Origin of the sequence: Vibrio sp. dhg (genome assembly GCF_003443775.1) — a bacterium.
GTDB lineage: Bacteria > Pseudomonadota > Gammaproteobacteria > Enterobacterales > Vibrionaceae > Vibrio > Vibrio natriegens.
Genome location: NZ_CP028944.1, coordinates 314,362 through 332,854, shown reverse-complemented (window position 1 = coordinate 332,854; position 18,493 = coordinate 314,362). Strand labels below are relative to the sequence as shown.

The following is an 18,493-nucleotide window of genomic DNA, read 5'->3' as shown; positions in this document are numbered from 1 at the left end:
TAGCGGCTTTATTTTTACGCGATTTCTTATTTGCTTGTCAGCGAATGAGGTTAACCATAAGCAACACTAGGGAACCACAACACCAATTGTGGCCATATAACCAGACAGATTAACGCGATTAGCTGTATAGCGATAAACGGAATCACACCGCGATAGATATCCTTCAGGGAAACACCTTCAGGGCAAACGCCTTTTAAATAGAACAGAGCGAAGCCAACCGGTGGGGTAAGGAAACTGGTTTGCAGCGCCATTGCGACGAGCATAACAAACCATACCAGACTTGGGTTATCCACCACGCCATGACCATCAAGCTCAATGCCTAAACTTGCTACCACAGGTGCTAGCAGCGGCAGTGCGATAAGGGTGATTTCTATCCAGTCGAGGAAGAATCCAAGCAAAAATACGATTAACAGAATAAACGCGATAATGCCGTATTGACCGAAAGGTAAGCCACTCAGGAACGACTCGATCAGTTCGTCACCGCCTAACTCCCTTAGCACCAAAGCAAAGCAGGAGGCACCCAAGAAGATCATGAATATGTAGGCAGTCGTTCCGTATGAAGAAAGCATCACCTCCTTCAGAACTTTTAAGTTGAGCTTTTTATTATATGCCGCAAGTAGTGTCGCCCCTAAAGCGCCTATGCCAGAAGCTTCTGTTGGAGTAGCAATACCCGCAAATATTGAACCTAACACACAGAAAATCAGGATAACGGTCGGTGTGATATCTTTGAATACTTGTAAGATAAGCTTCCAGTCAACAGGCTCTACATTTTCTGGAATTGGTGCTTTGCTCGGGGTCATTTTACCAACGGTAAGGATATACATAATGTATAAACTGCCCAGTAACAGACCCGGCATAATCGCGCCCATAAACAGATCGCCAACTGACAACCCAAGTTGGTCGGCCATAATCACCAACATGATGGAAGGTGGAAGCAGTATGCCTAATGTACCTGCTGAGGCGACCGTTCCTAGTGCCAGAGGAAGATGATAGCCCTGACGCATCATACTCGGCAGAGACATCACCGTTAACAGCACAACCGATGCACCAATGATGCCTGTAGAGGCGGCGAGTATGATACCAATCGCCATCACCGTAATGGCTAAACCACCGTGTACTTTTCCGAATAGCGCCTGCATCGAGGTCATCAGTTTTTCTGCAATGCCGGACTTATCTAGCATGTTGCCCATAAAGATAAACATCGGTAGGGCAACTAATATCCAGTTATCCATCACCTTATAAATACGGTTAACAACGAGCCCGAGGGTGGTGTAATCGAGCCCGGTAAACGTATCAAGATAGAGATCGGCAAAATAACCGATTGCCGCGAAGACGATGCCGATCCCACCGAGCACATACGCTACGGGAATACCAGTGAATAACAACAGGATGAACGAGCCAAACATGGCGATCACAATCCATTCATTCGCTTCCATGGTCGTCTCCTTTGATTAACGTATCCAGATCGCGTAATAATTTCGCCACCATTGAGAGCAACAGCAAGCTAAAGCTTAAAGGGATCACGGCTTTTATCATCCAGCGATAAGGTAAGCCGGAAGGTGCGGCTGAACTCTCGTTGACGCGCCAAGCTTCGTAAGCGAAGTCGTAGGAATGGAGAATGACGATAACAACAAATGGTGCCGCGAGAAACAGAATGCCGAGTATGTCGACTAGGGCTTTTTTGCGAGCGGAGAACTTGTGATAAAACAGGTCGACTCGAACGTGTAAGTTGGTCACCTGTGCATAAGCGGTTCCGAACATGACTGCTGTGGCATAGAGGTGCCATTGCAGTTCTTCAAGCGCAATTTGCCCGTTGGAAAAGACTTTGCGCATTACGACCTGAATGATGATCACCGCTATTAACGCGAGGTTTGTCCAGGCCAACGCTTTACTCGCGGAAATAACCAGCCTCTCGATTTGAAAATAGAGTGGGACGGTTGGGGAAGAATATAGCACTTTGCTCATTGGCTACTCCTAAAGGCCAGCGAGAGACGCTGGCCTTTTATTAACAACGACGTTTATTGGTTTTGTGTTTCACGAGGCAGGAAGCCGTTCGCAGACCACAACGCATAACCCTTGCGGAAGTTGCTTAGGTCGGTCCAAACTTTGTCGAAGAATGGGTCTTCTGCTTTCTTCTCTTCCACTACTTCCATCCAAGTATTCTTGAATAGATTCAACATATCTTGGTTCCAGTAGCGAATCTCGACACCATTTTGTTTCGCTTTTTCCATGGCTGCGTATTGCATCGCTTCACCTTCTGCGATCGAGTAAGTCATTGCCGCCATACAAGTGGTTTCGACTGCAGATTGTTGAGTTGCACTCATGCCATTCCATGTGTCTTTGTTGATCAACAGTTCAAATACCGTTGATTGTTGGTGCCAGCCTGGGAAGTAGTTGTACTTGGCCACTTTGTGGAAGCCTAAGCGGTCATCAACGGCAGGTTGTGAAAACTCAGAGGCGTCAATCGCACCTTTCTCAAGTGCACCAAAGATCTCGCCACCCGGGATCTGAACTGTACCCACACCAAGTTTTTCCATCACAGACGCCCCTAGTCCGTAGAAGCGCATATTGAGACCTTTTAGATCCTCTGGTTTTTCAATAGGTTTGCGGAACCAGCCTGATGTTTCAGGAGAGTTCATCGCACATGGCATTACTTTGACATTGAAGCCGCCTTGGTCGTACATCTCTTGGTAGAGCTTCAAGCCGTTACCAAAGAAAAGCCACGCCATAAACTCAGGGGCTTCAGGGCCGAAAGGGATAGACGAGAAAATTGCTGAAGCTGGCAGTTTACCTTGCCAGTAACCAGAAATGGCGTAGCCAGCGTTCACTTTACCCGTGGATACGGCATCGAGAATCTCCGGTGGGTTAACCAACTTACCCGGCTCGTAGATTTTCATTTTGATGGTGCCACCGGAGGTTTGCTCAATTCTGTCTGCAAACCATTGGATAGGGGTACCTAGAGCTGGAAGGTGGCTACCAAAAGCAATAGGGGTTTTTAGCAGTACCTTCTTATCAGCAGCCTGAGCACTAACAGAAAGACCAGAAGCGGTGAGCGTTAACGCAGTAGCAATGGCAACTTTCTTAAGATTCATGGAGATCTCCTTGTTTGGGTATTCCTTGTTAATATTGCTAAATGTGAACAGAGCGTATTAATTGATGTTAATGCAATGTTACATTGAGCTTTAGTTTAGGAAGGAGATTGGATGCTCTCCATTAGCAAAATTGCGCAAATTGAGTCGGTATTAAGTGCAATTTTTGACACGAAGATTCAGTAAAACTACGTATAAGAACGGATTCGGAAAATGGGATTGGTTAGCAACCGCAGGCTTACAATAAACATCATTTTACTTTCAATCGTTCCATTGATTGTGGTGGTGGTCATCGTTGCAAGTATCTTATTTAGTCAGGCAAAACAGTTAGTTGATGACCAAGTCGCATTAACACGACTCAATGTCTTGTCGGTCAAAAAGCAAGAGCTGAAGCAGTACGTAGAAATGGCAGTGAAAAGTATCAAGCCATACTACGAAGATGAGTCATTATCCCCCCAAGTTGCTAAGCAACTAGTGGCTGAAAAATTGAGCCAACTCACATATGGGGAAGACGGATACTTTTTTGTCTACAGCTGGCAAGGTGACGCTTTAGTCCTACCATATCAACCTGAAAGGGTTGGTCGAAACTGGTGGGGAGTGGAAGATCTTACGGGCAAAAAGCTGCTTCAGGAGCTTATTCACGCAGGGCGAGCTGGGGGCGGATTTGTGAATTACCTCTGGCACAAACCATCGACAAAAGAACCACTCCCCAAGTTGAGCTATGCTATTTCTCTTGATAAGTGGCAATGGATGGTCGGAACGGGTGTCTATATAGACGATATCGAGAAACAAGTCGCGCAGATGGAAAATGGCTTCGATCAGAATATCGGAAAAACCAGCAGTGCGCTTTTTGTACTGATGTTTGTTGCCATCACCGTTATTGCAGGGTTGGGGGCGTCACTGAACCTAAACATGCGTCGTTTAGCCAACGAGCAGCTCAGCGTCTTAAACCAGCAGATTATTGATTCGCAGGAAAATGAGCGTCATCGAGTCTCGCGCGAATTACACGATGGCGTAAATCAACTGCTGGTGGCAGCCAAATATCGCTTAGATAACGTGACTAAAGAGCAGGATGATGAAAAGAAACAGCTTGAGTTAGATGCGAGTAAAAATGCCATGGAACAGGCGATTGTCGAAGTTCGGCGCATCTCAAAAGATTTACGACCGCCACAGCTGGATGACTTAGGCTTAGTAGCAGGTATAGAGGCATATCTGAACGAATTACGTGAGCGTACTCAATTAGAGGTGATATTTGAACACGATATCGAAGGTGAAGAGTTTCTTCCTCAAGTCGAAACCACACTTTATCGTGTCGTACAGGAAGCGTTGCACAACGTAGAAAAACACGCCAATGCGCAAGGTGTCGATATCATCATGCAGCGTGAAGGAAGGATGTTGATTCTGACCGTCAGCGATGATGGCGTCGGAATCCCTGCGAACCATCTCAAAGCGTATAAGAACAAGCAATCGACGCTAGAGCATATGGGGCTGCAAAACATGAAAGAACGGATTCAAGCTATTGGCGGCATGTTTGAGGTCAATAGCGAACCAGGACAAGGCACGGAAATTCGTGTCAGTTTAAACATGGAGTTTATATGATTAAGTTGGTATTGGCCGATGATCATAGGTTAATGCAAGACGGGCTCAAATCACGGTTAGAACGAGAAGATAACTTGGAGATCCTCGATTGCGTCGGAAATGGTAAGGATGCTTTGAACAGTACATTGACCCTAAAACCAGATGTGCTGCTTCTTGATATTAATATGCCGAAGCTTAATGGGATTGAAGTGTTAGAGAAGCTGACCAAAAGCGCCAGCAAAACGGCAGTCATCATGCTTTCTATGCATGATAGTCGTGACTACGTTATGCGATCCATCAAAGCTGGCGCTAAGGGCTACGTATTAAAGGACGTTGGTTCAGAAGAGTTAGTCATGGCAATTAATCAAGTTGCGGAAGGGCGCTCTTACCTATGTTCTCAAGCGTCGGATCGTCTTCTTGAACAGATCAATCAAAAACCTGAGCCGAGTGATAACACGCTGTCAAAACGTGAATCGGATGTGCTCAAAGCGATTACCAATGGTGCCTGTAACAAGGAAATTGCGGATTCGCTCCATATCAGTGTTCGTACGGTAGAAACGCACCGGCTTCGGATCAAAAAGAAACTCGGAGCCACTTCGACAGCAGCTTTGGTTAAGCTCGCTCTGCAGAAAGGATTGGTGAGCTGATGGTTGCAAATTTACTGTCGAGCCGTCAGCCGATCCTAGATAAAATTGTGTTTTTCTGCGCGGTTGTCCGGTTGGGCTCGTTTCGAGAAGCGGCGTCGCAGCAAGGGATCTCGCCTGCCGCAGGAAGTCGCTGGGTGAAAGAGCTCGAAGAGTCGCTGTCGGTTGAGCTGATAAAGCGAAGTACTCGTCAGCTGGTGACCACACAAGCAGGTCAGCTTTTGTATGATAAATTCGCCCCTTTACTGCCAGATATCGCCAGTTTATGTGAAGAGGTACAAAATCTGGCAGAGGAACAACAGGGTGAAATTAAGCTTTCTTCGACGCCCTTATTCGCCCGGCAATATTTAACTAAAATTGTTGCAGAGTATATGACGCTGCACCCGCAGGTGAATTTCAAAATATTCATTGAAGCGGGGGAATTTGATCCTCTCAATGTTGATTTTGCCTTTCGTGCCAGTGCGAGTTATCAAGGTGAGCCAGAGCAGGACTCGCTACTCGTTAAGCGCCGCTTGTTACGAGAACCTTTGTATTTGTGTGCTTCCAAATACTACCTGGAGCAGCATGGGATGCCTGAAACACCGCAAGACCTCAGCCAACATCGTTGTTTGTATGCTCGAACGTTGGTGGGTGGGAATCGTTGGTGCTTCGAGTTTCAGGGGAATGTCGAAATCGTGACCATTTGTGACACTTTGGAGTGTGACAACAGTGAAATGCTGCTGGATCTTGCCTTGGAACACGCCGGGATTGCCTATCTTCCGCACTCGTTGGTCTCTGACTCAATAGAGCGAGGGGAGCTTGTTCATATCCTGCAAGATCACCAATGTGCCAGTTTCGATATCAATATGTTTTACCGTCCACGCTCACCAATGCCAGAGCGTTGCAGTGGTTTCAAAGAATACCTCTATAGACGAGTAGGAGAGCTATGCGATCATTCCTAATATGAAATTCTCAATCTCTAATTCTGCAATTAACATCTGGGTAACATCGCACTAAGCTGAAAACCAATAAAGTACAGTAACTAAGGAAGGTTAATGTGGTTACGAAATTGACAGCAGAACAAGCGGCAGAGTGGATTGAAGATGGCGATGCGGTCTTACTGGGTGGTTTTATCGGTAGCGTAGTACCGGAAGCGATTGAAAGAGCAATAGGCGAACGTTTTAGAGACACTCAGTCACCGCGAGATTTAACGCTGTTATTTGCTGCAGGTCAAGGTGACGGTCAAGGCCGGGCAATCAACCACTTAGCGGAACAAGGGTTAGTGAAATGCGCCATTGGCGGCCACTGGGGTCTGGTTCCTAAACTTCAGCAGTTAGCGGTAGATAACCTCATACAAGGATACAACTTGCCGCAGGGTATCATTTCCCATTTACTTCGAGATACGGCGGCAGGTAAGTTGGGCACCGTGAGTAAAGTTGGCTTAGGTACCTTTGTGGATCCGCGTTTAGAGGGCGGAAAAATCAATCAGGCGACGTCCGATGATTGGGTAGAACTGATTGAGCTCGGCGGTGAGGAGCATCTTTTTTATCACAAGCTACCTGTAACGGTGTCTATTCTTCGCGGAACGACTGCAGATGAGAATGGCAACATTACCATGGAAGATGAATGCTTGATCGTCGAAAGTCTGGCGGCGGCACAAGCGGCACGTAACAACGGTGGTAAGGTTATTGTACAGGTCAAACAAATAGTGCCCGCCGGAAAGCTTGATCCGCATGCGGTTAAGATTCCGGGAATCTTCGTCGATGCGGTTGTTGTGTGTGAAGATCCGACGGAGCACATGCAAACTTTTGCAACCATGATGAACCCGGAGTTTGTTGGTATTGAAAATTCAGATGACGACCTCACAACGAGCTCATCACCTTCGACCCAATCAAAGCTGGACGCAAAAACCATTATTGCCCGTCGTGCGGCTATGGAGCTAAAACCCAACTCCATTCTTAATCTGGGGATTGGTGCGCCGGAATACATCGCAGAGGTCGCTAAGCAAGCCGGAATACTCGATCAATTTACCTTAACCGTAGAACCTGGAGCGGTAGGTGGGATACCGCAAAGCGGTCTCGATTTTGGGGCGTCTCGTCTGCCTCAGGCGATTATCGGCCAAGACCAGATGTTTGATTTTTATGATGGTGGCGGTGTTGACCAAGCCTTTCTTGGCTTAGCGCAAAGTGACGTTACAGGAAATATAAACGTATCGCGCTTTGGCAGTAAAATCGCCGGCTGTGGCGGCTTTATAAACATTACTCAGAACGCCAAACAGGTTTACTTTTGTGGCACCTTTACCGCGCAAGGCTTAGCTGTGGAAGTGGACAATCAGGCTGTAAATATCGTCCAAGAAGGAAAGCAGAAGAAGTTCATCAAGCAGGTTGAGCAAATCACTTTCAGCGCAGCCCAAGCGTTAAGCAACAATAAACCTGTGATGTACATTACCGAGCGTGCCGTGTTCCAACTTTCTCCGTCTGGATTAGAGCTGATTGAAATCGCCCCTGGGGTGGACTTAGAAAAAGACATCCTTCAGCAGATGGAGTTCACTCCTGTCATCAGTCCGTCACTGAAAGTAATGCCAAATGCCATCTTCCAGCCATCATTCGAACTTACTCTATAAGTGCTGGATAACTATTTAATTTCTACCAAAGGATTAGGATATGTTTGAAAACAAAGTCTGCTTAGTCACTGGCGCGGCGCAAGGTATCGGCCGAGCGATTGTGGAACGATTTGCCAACAATGGAGCACAGTGTGTCTACGCCTTGGATGTCAACGCTCAAACTTTGCAAAGTGCGTTTAGTGACCACGAAAATGTTAAACCAGTCGTCATCAATATTTGTGATAGAGAGGCGATTCAATATTTGGTTGAAAGCATCAGAGAAACCTATGGTCGTATCGATGTTTTGGTGAATAACGCTGGAGTTACCCGAGACGCACTATTGGAAAAAATGACGGAACAAGACTGGGACTTCGTGATCGACGTTAATCTCAAAGGTGTTTTTAATCTCACTCAAGCAGTTGCACCAATTATGATGGCAAACAATTATGGCTCTATTGTCACCATGTCTTCGGTAGTGGGGACCGACGGTAATATTGGACAGTCTAACTACGCAGCAACCAAAGGTGGCGTGATAGCGATGACGAAAGGCTGGGCTAAAGAGTTTGCTCGTAAAGGTGCCCAAGTTCGCGCTAACTGTGTTGCTCCTGGTTTTATTGAGACCCCGATGACAGCCGACTTACCTACAAAAGTCCTCGAACTCATGAAACAGAAGACTCCGCTTGGGAGAATGGGCACCGCAGAAGATATCACCAATGGCGTTGAATTTTTGGCCAGTGACAAGTCTAGCTTTATTACGGGGCAGGTGTTGAAGGTTGATGGCGGCTTAGTTTTGTAACGTCATGAAGATAACCATTGTAGAGCGATTCGATAACCTTGCGGTTTGCAGATAAACCAGTCTCGCTGTTTAGAGTTATCGTTCGCCCCATTTTGGTGATTCGTGCACGTAAACGCGAACGATTCTTTTGCACAAGTTCGTCGTTAGGTAAAAAATACAACTGTCTGAAAGGTAGGGTATTAAAAATCAATGAGTTACCGTTTTTGTTGAGGTGGTACAATCGTTGCAGTAATTTAGCTGTGGTGTTCCAATTGCTTCTCTCTGGCATGAACATAGCTTGGAAAAGGATGGTTCATTTGGAACACGAAAGTCAGAAATATACATTAACGATTAGGTCGTTAACGGAGTGACCGGAAATAGCTAATGACGAATAACAACTCATTAAGTGCCCGTATTACGGAGCATTACTCTTCACTCAGTGATGGCAATAGACGCATCGCGGACTTCCTTCAGGTGAATCCAGAAAAAATACTGATGTTATCTACCAGTGAAATTGCTGAGGAATGCCTGGTATCCAAGACAAGTGTCAGCCGTTTTATTCGCAAACTTGGCTATAACGATCATGTCGCATTGAGAAATGAGATGATGTCTGAGCGGGATAAAGGCAACCCGGTAATCACCGGTGAGCTGCAGGATACAGGCTTTTGCCAGGATGCAATTTCACTAGAAAAGTTATGGATGCAGCTAGCGGAAGGAAACACTGCGCACATTATCAGAAAGCTAGCGACTGCAAAGCGGATAAAAATTATTGGCTATCGTAATAGCTACCCATTAGCCATGCATTTTCGCCAACAATTAGCCCAATGTCGTCAGGGCGTCGAGCTATTGCCTCTACCGGGACAAACCATTGGTGAAGATTTAGCGTCGATAAACGAAGACGACTTTGTCATTTTGTTTGGTATTCGCCGCCGCGTTGCTAACTTTGAGCGAATTGTTGAGTTTCTTAAACCCTACGATTGTTTATTGATCACCGATCAATCGGGACAGAAGTATGCGTCGACGGTAAACGAGGTTTTCGTTTGTTATATGAATAATGAACTGCCGCTAGACAGTTACGCGGTTCCGATGAGTCTTATTCACTACTTTGTAAATGAAACTTTTATATTGCTAAAAGAAGAGGCTTCAAACCTCAGTCAAACGATCAGCGCTAATTATCATCAGTTGAGCGAACTAGAATAATTGGCCTAATAGCCGTGTGATCCCAACTCAATCTTTCCTCCTTAATAAAGCTGTGACTGCATTTAGTCACAGCTATTTTCATTCACCTTTGTTTCTTTCCATTACTCAATTACAAGAAAGATCACTAAGAAAGTGATGCGATCCAGTATGCGTCGAAACGTTGAATAGCTTTGCTACATAATGGTGGTTATTGCACCAAAAATGATCCCCACTTTTTGGTCAATATGATCAATTTATCCAATTTTAAATACTTAATAAAAATATTTCCTTTAAAAATCAGTTAAATATAAATTTGTTTTAAATGGGTACGATCGTTGCAGTGTACTAGATAAGTGTTTCAATCGTATCTTATATGTATAGGGAAATAGCCATGAAATTATCTAAGTTAGTGTCTTTAGTCGCTGTTGCTGCGGCATTAGTTACCAACGTTTCTGCTGCGTCTGCAAACCAGTTGGAAGCCATCAAAGAAAAAGCGGTACTCAAAGTTGCGGTTCCACAAGACTTTCCTCCTTTTGGTTCTGTCGGAACGGATTTAAAGCCACAAGGGTATGACATTGACATGGCCAAATATCTGGCCAAAGAACTAAACGTAAAAGTGGAACTCGTACCCGTTACCAGTGCAAACCGTATTCCTTATCTACAAACTCAAAAAGTTGACTTGGTTATTTCCAGTATGGGTAAAAACCCAGAGCGAGAAAAAGCGATCGACTTCAGTGAAGCATACGCTCCGTTTTTCCTCGGCGTGTTCGGCACTTCAGATGAGAACGTCGCCGGAGCTGCAGATCTTGCTGATAAAACCATTGGTGTAACGCGTGGTTCAGTTGAAGATATTGAACTAAGCAAAATTGCGCCAGAGACGACAACGATTAAGCGTTTCGAAGATAACAACGCGACATTGTCTTCTTTCCTATCTGGTCAGATTGATCTCATTGCAACGGGTAACCTTGTCGTCACAGAAATCGCTACTCGTTACCCGGCTAAAGCACCTGAAGCGAAGTTCATGCTGAAGAACTCTCCGTGTTATGTGGGTGTGATGAAAGGTGAAACTGAGCTTGTCGAAGAAGTGAACAAGCTCATTTCAAAAGCGAAAGCAGACGGAGTATTGGAAGAGCTATCGCAAAAATGGTTGAAAGCGCCTTTCCCTAAAGATCTTGGCGCGTAAGGAATAAGTGCAATGAGTTACCAGTTAGAATTTACTGGCTTGGCTCCCTACCTGCCACAGTTTGTGGCAGGTCTAAGGACAACCGTCGAGTTAACCGTTATTTCAACCGTTGCTGGGTTGGCTGTGGGAACGTTGTGCGCAGCAGGACGCACAAGTAAGCAAGCATGGTTACGTTGGTTATGTGCGACTTATATCGAGTTAACACGTAATACCCCGTTTATTGTTCAGTTATTTTTCATCTTCTTTGGTTTACCAGCGTTAGGTGTCAAGCTAAGCGCGTGGGAGGCAGGTTTCATCGCGATGGTGTTTAACCTTGGTGCCTACAGTGCGGAGATCATCCGAGCGGGTATCGATGCAACACCTAAAGGCCAATGGGAGGCGGGTAAAACGTTAGGCTTAACCAGACGCCAAATTTTTACTCGAATAGTATTGCCGCCAGCTTATCAGAAGGTTTATCCAGCGTTGGTTAGTCAGTGCATTATCGTCATGCTCGGCTCTGCCGTCGTATCTCAGATTTCAGTCGAGGAACTGACCTTTGCGGCTAACTTTGTGCAGTCCAGAACCTTTTTAAGTTTTGAATCTTATGCTGTTACTGCACTGATTTACCTTGTCCTTGCGATCTTAATGCGTCAATTGTTTGCATTGATCAAAGCTCGCGTATTCAAAAACCCAGCGCTGTAGGAGAAGACGATTATGATGCAATTTACAGACTGGGACATTCTGCGCAACTTACTACTTGCAGCGCGTTGGACCGTACTTCTATCCATTATTGCCTTTATAGGTGGTGGTCTGGTGGGGCTTGGCCTTACCTTACTCAGAAGTATGAAGAACATTCATCTTGGGAAAGGCATTCAACTGTATGTGGAGCTTTTTCAGGGAACGCCACTTCTGATGCAGCTCTTTATGGCGTTTTTCGGTTTATCTCTGCTGGGGATAGAAGTCAGTGCATGGTCCGCCGCTGCGTTGGCGTTAACGCTATACAGCAGCGCCTATTTTCACGACATTTGGCGCGGTTGTATTGAGGCGTTACCTAAAGGTCAGTGGGAAGCGTGTCGTACTCTGGGTCTCAATTACATGCAGACCATGCGCAATGTCATTATTCCTCAGGCTTATCGAATTGCCATTGCACCGACGATTGGCTTCTCGGTTCAAATTGTTAAAGGCACCGCGCTTGCTTCGATCATCGGTTTTGTCGAGTTAACTAAAGCCGGAACCATGCTGAATAACGCGACATTCCAACCATTTAAAGTGTTTGCCATGGTCGCTGTACTTTACTTTGTTATCTGTTTCCCTCTGTCATTATTGGCTCGTCATTTGGAGAAAAAAACCTATGTCTCTCGTTAGTGTTGATCAAGTACATAAGTACTATGGTGAAAACCATGTTCTCAAAGGTGTGGACATGAAAGTTGAGGCAGGTGAAGTTGTCTCTATTATTGGCCGCAGTGGATCTGGAAAGAGTACGTTACTGCGTTGTATGAATGGTCTGGAAACCTATCAGGATGGTGCGATCATCGTAGACCGTCAGGCCGTAGAAGATGATGACTATAAGCTGCGTCTTCTCAGCCGAAGTGTTGGTATGGTATTCCAAAGTTTCAATCTTTTCCCTCATATGACCGTGGGTGAGAACGTGATGTTAGCGCCAAAACTGGTATTGAAAAAGGACGCTAAAGCTTGTGAAGCTCAAGCGAGAGAGTTACTCGAAAAGGTTGGCTTAGCCGATAAATTTGATGCTTATCCAGCGAACCTATCTGGTGGTCAGCAACAGCGTGTTGCCATCGCGCGTTCTCTAGCTATGAATCCAAAGGTGCTGTTGTGTGATGAAATCACTTCTGCGCTCGATCCAGAGTTAGTTGGTGAAGTATTAAAAGTACTGGAGCAGCTAAAGAAAGAGGGGATGACGCTCATTCTGGTTACTCACGAGATGAACTTTGCCCGTGAAGTTGGCGATAGAGTCGTGTTCATGAACCAAGGGAAAGTATGGGAAAGTGGCCCAAGTGAAGTAGTTTTCGATAATCCACAAACCGAAGAACTGCGTAGCTTTTTATCTGCCGTGAAGTAATAAACAGGCTCTATTTTCTAGCCCACCAAACAGCGGATTTGGTGGGTTGCCTTCCTTTTAAAAAGCGCTTATCGAAGTGGGCGAGCGTAGGGCTTAATTTCGAACACTAACTATCGTTAAAGAAAGTAGTGGGTTGAACAATAATTGTACAAATGAACAGTGATCACAAACAAAGTACTTTGATTTGCATCAAAATGTAATAGTATAACGTTACGTTTGTTTCACTGTTCTTGTCGTGCATTACTTCCATCATCTTAAACTAAAGAAATTGTTGCTTCTTGCGATGCTCTTAATCCCTTTGGGGTTGAGTACGCTCTCGCTTGCGCACTCGATGGAAACGGATCAAAACGTTCACGAACACCATACCTGTGAAATCTACGAAGCAATTTGTCATGCTTTAAGCTCACAATCTTCGCTGAGCATACTCTCTGATAAAGCGCAGTGCTATCAGCGATTCGATATCCAGCTCACGACTCTTGCATCTTCAGAGTTACCTCGAACACGCTCGCCACCTCAACTGGTCTAACGCTTTCTCCTTTTCGGAGAATCCAACACTTTTTAACTTAATACCCCAATAACCTCGCAACTTTTGTCAGGGCGAGTTGATGTCGGCTTGCGCTTGTAAAAAGTTCACGGCGATGCGTCGGCTATGTGCAGTTGTTTTTTGGGGAAAATAGCGTCTAAAAAATACGTTAGGGATCGTTATGACCGAAATATCTTATGCTTCTATCGCAAAAAAGAAGAAGCTTATTCGTGGCGTGGTTTTGGCTTCCGTAGTTGCAGCAGGTGCTGCTATTACATTAAGTAACCAAGAAACATCGCCTGAGCAGGTTACACCAAACAGGAGTAATACATTATCGATTAGTGGACCTTGGGAGATTTCCAGCCTAGATCCTTCAAAACAGGGATATATGTTAATTCGTATGCAGGTAGTAGAGACCCTGCTCAACGTTGATGGTAAGGGGATTATTACCTCTGGATTGGCAACCAAATGGCAAAGCAGTGAAGACGGCTTATCCTGGCATTTTACATTGCGCGACAACGTAACGTTTCATGATGGTTCTAAACTGGACGCTGAAGCGGTCGTTCGCAGCCTTGCTATTGCTCAGCGCAAACACGGTACACTTAACAAGGCAGAGATACGCAGTATTTCCGCGATTAGTGACAATGAGATTCTAATCGAATTGAGTAAACCTTACGCTGCATTTGCCTCACTATTGACCAACTATTCTAATGCTATCTTGTCGCCTGAATCTTACGAGCCTAACGGAGCCGTAAAAACACTTTACGGTACGGGGCCATATCAAATGGAAAGCTTTGCACCGCCGCACAAGTTCTTGGTTAAAAAGTTTGATGGTTATTGGGGGGAAGAAGCAAAAATCGATTTCGCAACCTACTTAACGGGCCATCGTGCAGAAAGTCGTTTGCTGCAGGCGAAGTCTGGCGAAGCCGATATCGTATTCAATCTTGAGCCATCCATGTTAGGGCAGCTAAAAAGTGGTAATGAGGTTCAAGTTCACAGTGACCTGATCCCGCGAACCATGTTGGTAAAAGTAAATGCGGGTCATCCATTCCTGAATGAAGCGAGAGCGAGAAAGGCATTGAGTATGGCAATTGATCGAGCGTCGATTGCAAAAAATGTGCTTGGTGTACCGGGTTCGGAAACCACACAGATAATGCCAAGTTCCATGTCTCAGTGGTTTATTAAAGACGTGAAAAACGACGATTTCGATCTCGATCTGGCACGCTCAACCTTGGGTGATTTAGGTTGGAAACGCGGAGAAAACGGCACTCTAGAGCGGGATGGTGTGCCGTTCAAACTGACGATGATCACCTATGCCGATCGCCCTGAATTGACCACGGTCGCAACCGCGATTCAAGCGCAATGGACCAAGCTTGGTGTTGACCTAAAAGTCGATGTCACAAACTCAAGTATGATCCCAGCGGGTCATCAGGATGGCTCACTAGAAACGGCATTGATCGCGCGTAATTTTGGTTTCATCGCTGATCCGCTACCTATCATCAGCTCTGACTTTGCGAACGGAGGCGGTGACTGGGGAACGATGAATTGGGAAAACGCAAAGGTAGACAGTACGATTGACCGCTTACTTCACAATCACGATGCGACACGTGCATTTGAGCTAAGCCAGATCGTCGCGCAAGAAATTTATCAGGATGCACCAGTGATTGCTATTTCTAGCTACAGCCAACATACCTCAGTGAACAAACGAGTTAAACACTTTAGGTTTGATCCGTTTGAGCGCAATTACTTCATCAACCAGATGGAAATTAACTGATGCTTCTGAGGATTTTAAGAAAGCGACTTTATCAACTTATTCTGGTGGCTTGGGGAGTCGGTACGCTCACATTTGTACTTATGCGAAGCTTACCGGGAGACATGGCGTATCTCATTGCGGCCAGTCGTTATGGGCAGGATAACGTGGATTCCGCAGCGGCAGATCTGGTGCGACAAGAGCTCAATTTAGACCAAGGTTGGTTTAGCAGTTATGTCAACTGGTTGGGTGACCTGCTACAGCTTAACTTAGGTAATTCGCTCGTGAGTGGTCTACCAGTGAGTGAAGCGGTTGTGCATCAGCTTGGGCACTCTATGCTTCTTGCTGGAGTTGGTATCACGCTATCTGTATTGATAGCGCTTCCGCTAGGAACTTGGTCCGCGAAGAAAGGGGGACTGGTTAATTCTCTTGTCGTGTGGTTCTCGACCTTTACCCGTGCGATGCCTGTGTTTGTATTGGGTCTGTTGATGATCCTTATTTTCGCGATCAGTTGGAAATGGTTCCCTGTTGCGGGTTTTGGTACTTGGCAGCATTTGGTTTTACCAAGTATCACTTTAGCGATTAGTTTAGCGGCAGTCTCGAACCGAGTTGTGCATAACAGTGTGCGCAGCGTTCTTCGTTCTCCTTTCTATATATTTTCTCGCGTCAAAGGCTTAAGTGAAACGCAGACTTTCTTCCGCCATGGCTTACGAAATATGGCAGTACCGATCGTCGCATTTGTTGGTATTCAACTAGTCAGTGTGATTGAAGGCATCATTATGATTGAGTCGCTCTTCTCGTGGCCGGGTGTTGGCCATGGTCTCGCACACGCGATTTTTGCCCGCGACATTCCGGTGATTCAAGGCTGTGCACTGACGATGGGTATTCTGTTTGTGCTCCTCAATAGCATTATTGACGTGCTGTGCTACTGGATTGACCCAAGAGGTCAGCAAGAAAAATGATGAAACAATTTACATTAAATCAAAAGCTCGGATTATCACTCTTACTCGGTTTATTTAGCTTTTCGCTTTTTGTTGGATGGTTGTCTCCGTATTCAATTGACGAACAAAACTTGTCGACTCGACTATTGGCACCAAGCGGTGAACATTGGTTCGGTACTGATCACTTTGGTCGAGACATGATGACGCGCCTTGCGAGTGCCATCGGCTTATCTTTCGCACTGAGTGTGTTTTGTGTCATCACTTCATCAACTTTGGGCGTTTTGTTAGGTGTGTGTTCTGCATGGGCGGGTGGACGCGTTGAGCAGGGGCTCGATATTCTCGTCAATGTTCTACTAGCACTTCCGGGGTTAGTCTTAGTTCTTCTGCTGTCAGCCATTGCGCCCGGATCGTTCCTGGTTATGTACCTGGCGATTTCACTGGTTCAGTGGGTTGAGTATTACCGAGTAACACGTGCTATCACTCGGACTGTCATTAATAGCCCAGAGCGACAAGTGTCGATGATGATGGGGTTTGGCAAATGGTATCAGTTTAAGCGACATATCTGGCCAGCGATTTCTTCATCCGTCTTTACGATGGCGGCGTTTGGTGGGGCCAATGCCATTTTAATGATGGCTTCTCTAGGGTTTGTCTCAGTGGGTATCCAGCCACCGTTAGCCGAGCTGGGGCTAATGAGCGTCGAGCTGTTCCCGTTCTATGTTGATGCACCTTGGGTTTTAGCTCAGCCACTATTGGTTGTGGCATTGTTGGTGTTGGGCTTTCATTTATTAGCAGGAGCGAGCCGTGAATCTCTTAATTCAAATGACTGATCTATCGATCAAAGCAAAAGATGTCGAGCTTCTTCAGCCGCTGTCGTTAAAGCTATATCAAGATAAACCGGTAACCATTCTTGGCCAAACAGGCTCAGGTAAAAGTCTGCTCGCACAGGCAGTGATTGGTCTATTGCCGCGTTCACTGACACAATTCGGAACAGTCGAAATATTCGGTAATAACCATGACCGGGATTCTCTCACAAACCTTTGGGGAAAAGAGGTCATTATGTTGCCGCAAGAACCATGGCGAGCGCTTGATCCCCTGATGCCTGCTTATAAGCAAGTTGCCGAAGTTTATGAGTGCCTGCATGGGTTGAGTGAGGAGTCTGCCTTTCATCGAGCCATTGACGATTTAGACAATATGGGACTAAAAAGCAGCGCTTATAAACGGCCCGGGCAACTTTCTGGCGGTATGGCACAGCGTTTGGCTGTCGCTGCTGCTACGGCTGGTGGTGCAAAAGTTGTGTTTGCTGATGAACCCACTAAAGGGTTGGATGTCAGCCGCCGCAACGACATCGTTAGACTTTTACTTCAAAGTGCTCAAGGAGGCGGGCTTCTGACGATCACTCACGATATCGAAGTTGCGCGTCAGATAGGCGGTGACATCATTGTGATGAAAGAAGGTGTTGTTGTTGAGCAGGGAACGGCCGACCAAGTGTTGAATCATCCTCAGCACGCCTATACGCAAGCTTTGATTGCCGCCGATCCAAAACATTGGGTTGCAAGGGCAAAGTACTTGAGTGAGTCGATGCCCGTGTTAAACGTTGAGAACCTTGCGATTGGACGCAACCGCAAAGCTTTATCACGAGAGATTAACTTTACGATACATACGGGTGAAGTGATCGGTGTTGTTGGTGATAGTGGCTGTGGTAAGAGCACGTTGGGAGATACCCTACTTGGTTTATTGCCACCCGTTGAGGGTAAAGTTGCCAAATTATCTCCGAATACAAAGCCGTATCAATGGTTGAAGCTATTTCAAGATCCTCCGGCTGCGTTTACTTCTAGTGTGACGCTTGGTGTGCTTTTGGATGATTTGGTCAAGCTGCACAAGATAGATAGGGACAAAATCGCACCATTAATGAAAAAGCTAAAGCTCGCTCCCGAGTTGTTAGAGAGAAAAAGTACTGAAGTTTCTGGCGGAGAACTTCAGCGCTTTGCCATTCTCAGGGCTTTATTATTGGATCCGGTATTCTTGTTCGCAGATGAGCCAACATCAAGGCTCGATCCCATTATTGCTCAAGAGGTGACCGACTTGTTGGTTGATCTGGCAAAAGAACAGGGATGTGCGTTGCTGCTCGTCAGTCATGATCCAAACCTGATTGAAAAGTGCTGTGATACCGTTATCGACTTGAACTAATCTG

At 45.9% G+C, this 18,493-nt stretch carries 17 protein-coding genes; 14 read left to right on the top strand and 3 right to left on the bottom strand.

Annotated features, from left to right (window positions below):
- Positions 1 to 50: 50 nt before the first annotated feature.
- From DBX26_RS17205 to DBX26_RS17195, 3 genes are read right to left on the bottom strand one after another with little or no spacing between them, the layout of a single operon-like run.
- Entirely contained in the window at positions 51 to 1,436 is a 1,386-nt protein-coding gene (locus DBX26_RS17205; protein ID WP_014234114.1) for a TRAP transporter large permease subunit, read from the bottom strand.
- Positions 1,423 to 1,965, bottom strand: a complete 543-nt coding sequence (locus DBX26_RS17200) for a TRAP transporter small permease subunit (RefSeq protein ID WP_014234115.1) — start codon at positions 1,963 to 1,965, stop codon at positions 1,423 to 1,425. The genes DBX26_RS17205 and DBX26_RS17200 overlap by 14 nt, the downstream gene beginning before the upstream one ends.
- A gap of 53 nt (positions 1,966 to 2,018) precedes the next feature.
- Positions 2,019 to 3,092 carry a TRAP transporter substrate-binding protein gene (locus DBX26_RS17195; protein WP_014234116.1) on the bottom strand — a complete coding sequence of 358 codons (1,074 nt, stop codon included), beginning with the start codon at positions 3,090 to 3,092 and terminating at the stop codon, positions 2,019 to 2,021.
- Between the two features lie 210 nt (positions 3,093 to 3,302).
- On the opposite strand from DBX26_RS17195, the gene DBX26_RS17190 reads away from it, so the two are divergent.
- The 14 genes from DBX26_RS17190 (at position 3,303) to DBX26_RS17120 (ending at position 18,489) form a co-directional block, all read left to right on the top strand.
- The gene (locus DBX26_RS17190; RefSeq protein WP_065298705.1) at positions 3,303 to 4,688 is read left to right on the top strand and encodes a cache domain-containing protein; all 1,386 of its coding nucleotides are present in this window, start codon (positions 3,303 to 3,305) and stop codon (positions 4,686 to 4,688) included.
- Positions 4,685 to 5,314, top strand: coding sequence for a response regulator transcription factor (locus DBX26_RS17185; protein ID WP_014234118.1), 630 nt, complete (start codon positions 4,685 to 4,687; stop codon positions 5,312 to 5,314). The genes DBX26_RS17190 and DBX26_RS17185 overlap by 4 nt, the downstream gene beginning before the upstream one ends.
- Entirely contained in the window at positions 5,314 to 6,252 is a 939-nt protein-coding gene (locus DBX26_RS17180; RefSeq protein ID WP_118120166.1) for a LysR family transcriptional regulator, read from the top strand. Before DBX26_RS17185 ends, DBX26_RS17180 begins: the two co-directional genes overlap by 1 nt.
- A gap of 95 nt (positions 6,253 to 6,347) precedes the next feature.
- On the top strand, positions 6,348 to 7,913 hold the full coding sequence (locus tag DBX26_RS17175) for an acyl CoA:acetate/3-ketoacid CoA transferase (RefSeq protein WP_118120164.1): 1,566 nt from the start codon (positions 6,348 to 6,350) through the stop codon (positions 7,911 to 7,913).
- Between the two features lie 40 nt (positions 7,914 to 7,953).
- The gene (locus tag DBX26_RS17170) at positions 7,954 to 8,688 is read left to right on the top strand and encodes a beta-ketoacyl-ACP reductase (RefSeq protein WP_014234121.1); all 735 of its coding nucleotides are present in this window, start codon (positions 7,954 to 7,956) and stop codon (positions 8,686 to 8,688) included.
- 363 nt (positions 8,689 to 9,051) lie between these two features.
- Positions 9,052 to 9,867, top strand: a complete 816-nt coding sequence (locus DBX26_RS17165; RefSeq protein WP_020334790.1) for a MurR/RpiR family transcriptional regulator — start codon at positions 9,052 to 9,054, stop codon at positions 9,865 to 9,867.
- A gap of 370 nt (positions 9,868 to 10,237) precedes the next feature.
- The gene (locus DBX26_RS17160) at positions 10,238 to 11,029 is read left to right on the top strand and encodes a transporter substrate-binding domain-containing protein (RefSeq protein WP_014234123.1); all 792 of its coding nucleotides are present in this window, start codon (positions 10,238 to 10,240) and stop codon (positions 11,027 to 11,029) included.
- Between the two features lie 12 nt (positions 11,030 to 11,041).
- Positions 11,042 to 11,710: an amino acid ABC transporter permease gene (locus DBX26_RS17155; RefSeq protein ID WP_014234124.1), complete on the top strand. Its 669-nt coding sequence runs from the start codon at positions 11,042 to 11,044 to the stop codon at positions 11,708 to 11,710.
- 12 nt (positions 11,711 to 11,722) lie between these two features.
- On the top strand, positions 11,723 to 12,373 hold the full coding sequence (locus DBX26_RS17150) for an amino acid ABC transporter permease (RefSeq protein ID WP_014234125.1): 651 nt from the start codon (positions 11,723 to 11,725) through the stop codon (positions 12,371 to 12,373).
- Complete coding sequence (locus DBX26_RS17145; RefSeq protein ID WP_065301110.1) at positions 12,360 to 13,088, top strand: amino acid ABC transporter ATP-binding protein; 729 nt, start codon at positions 12,360 to 12,362, stop codon at positions 13,086 to 13,088. Before DBX26_RS17150 ends, DBX26_RS17145 begins: the two co-directional genes overlap by 14 nt.
- 704 nt (positions 13,089 to 13,792) lie before the next feature.
- Entirely contained in the window at positions 13,793 to 15,385 is a 1,593-nt protein-coding gene (locus DBX26_RS17135) for an ABC transporter substrate-binding protein (protein ID WP_118120160.1), read from the top strand.
- The gene (locus DBX26_RS17130) at positions 15,385 to 16,323 is read left to right on the top strand and encodes an ABC transporter permease (RefSeq protein WP_118120157.1); all 939 of its coding nucleotides are present in this window, start codon (positions 15,385 to 15,387) and stop codon (positions 16,321 to 16,323) included. Before DBX26_RS17135 ends, DBX26_RS17130 begins: the two co-directional genes overlap by 1 nt.
- On the top strand, positions 16,320 to 17,129 hold the full coding sequence (locus DBX26_RS17125) for an ABC transporter permease (RefSeq protein WP_118120155.1): 810 nt from the start codon (positions 16,320 to 16,322) through the stop codon (positions 17,127 to 17,129). Before DBX26_RS17130 ends, DBX26_RS17125 begins: the two co-directional genes overlap by 4 nt.
- On the top strand, positions 17,104 to 18,489 hold the full coding sequence (locus DBX26_RS17120) for an ABC transporter ATP-binding protein (RefSeq protein WP_118120153.1): 1,386 nt from the start codon (positions 17,104 to 17,106) through the stop codon (positions 18,487 to 18,489). The genes DBX26_RS17125 and DBX26_RS17120 overlap by 26 nt, the downstream gene beginning before the upstream one ends.
- Positions 18,490 to 18,493: the final 4 nt, after the last annotated feature.

Bases quoted from the DNA above. Each gene is read 5' to 3' on its own strand.
- DBX26_RS17190 (WP_065298705.1), top strand. From the start codon at position 3,303: ATGGGATTGGTTAGCAACCGCAGGCTTACAATAAACATCATTTTACTT.
- DBX26_RS17145 (WP_065301110.1), top strand. From the start codon at position 12,360: ATGTCTCTCGTTAGTGTTGATCAAGTACATAAGTACTATGGTGAAAAC.
- DBX26_RS17205 (WP_014234114.1), bottom strand. From the start codon at position 1,436: ATGGAAGCGAATGAATGGATTGTGATCGCCATGTTTGGCTCGTTCATC.
- DBX26_RS17200 (WP_014234115.1), bottom strand. From the start codon at position 1,965: ATGAGCAAAGTGCTATATTCTTCCCCAACCGTCCCACTCTATTTTCAA.
- DBX26_RS17180 (WP_118120166.1), top strand. From the start codon at position 5,314: ATGGTTGCAAATTTACTGTCGAGCCGTCAGCCGATCCTAGATAAAATT.
- DBX26_RS17150 (WP_014234125.1), top strand. From the start codon at position 11,723: ATGATGCAATTTACAGACTGGGACATTCTGCGCAACTTACTACTTGCA.
- DBX26_RS17170 (WP_014234121.1), top strand. From the start codon at position 7,954: ATGTTTGAAAACAAAGTCTGCTTAGTCACTGGCGCGGCGCAAGGTATC.
- DBX26_RS17165 (WP_020334790.1), top strand. From the start codon at position 9,052: ATGACGAATAACAACTCATTAAGTGCCCGTATTACGGAGCATTACTCT.
- DBX26_RS17135 (WP_118120160.1), top strand. From the start codon at position 13,793: ATGACCGAAATATCTTATGCTTCTATCGCAAAAAAGAAGAAGCTTATT.
- DBX26_RS17195 (WP_014234116.1), bottom strand. From the start codon at position 3,092: ATGAATCTTAAGAAAGTTGCCATTGCTACTGCGTTAACGCTCACCGCT.
- DBX26_RS17185 (WP_014234118.1), top strand. From the start codon at position 4,685: ATGATTAAGTTGGTATTGGCCGATGATCATAGGTTAATGCAAGACGGG.
- DBX26_RS17155 (WP_014234124.1), top strand. From the start codon at position 11,042: ATGAGTTACCAGTTAGAATTTACTGGCTTGGCTCCCTACCTGCCACAG.
- DBX26_RS17160 (WP_014234123.1), top strand. From the start codon at position 10,238: ATGAAATTATCTAAGTTAGTGTCTTTAGTCGCTGTTGCTGCGGCATTA.
- DBX26_RS17130 (WP_118120157.1), top strand. From the start codon at position 15,385: ATGCTTCTGAGGATTTTAAGAAAGCGACTTTATCAACTTATTCTGGTG.
- DBX26_RS17125 (WP_118120155.1), top strand. From the start codon at position 16,320: ATGATGAAACAATTTACATTAAATCAAAAGCTCGGATTATCACTCTTA.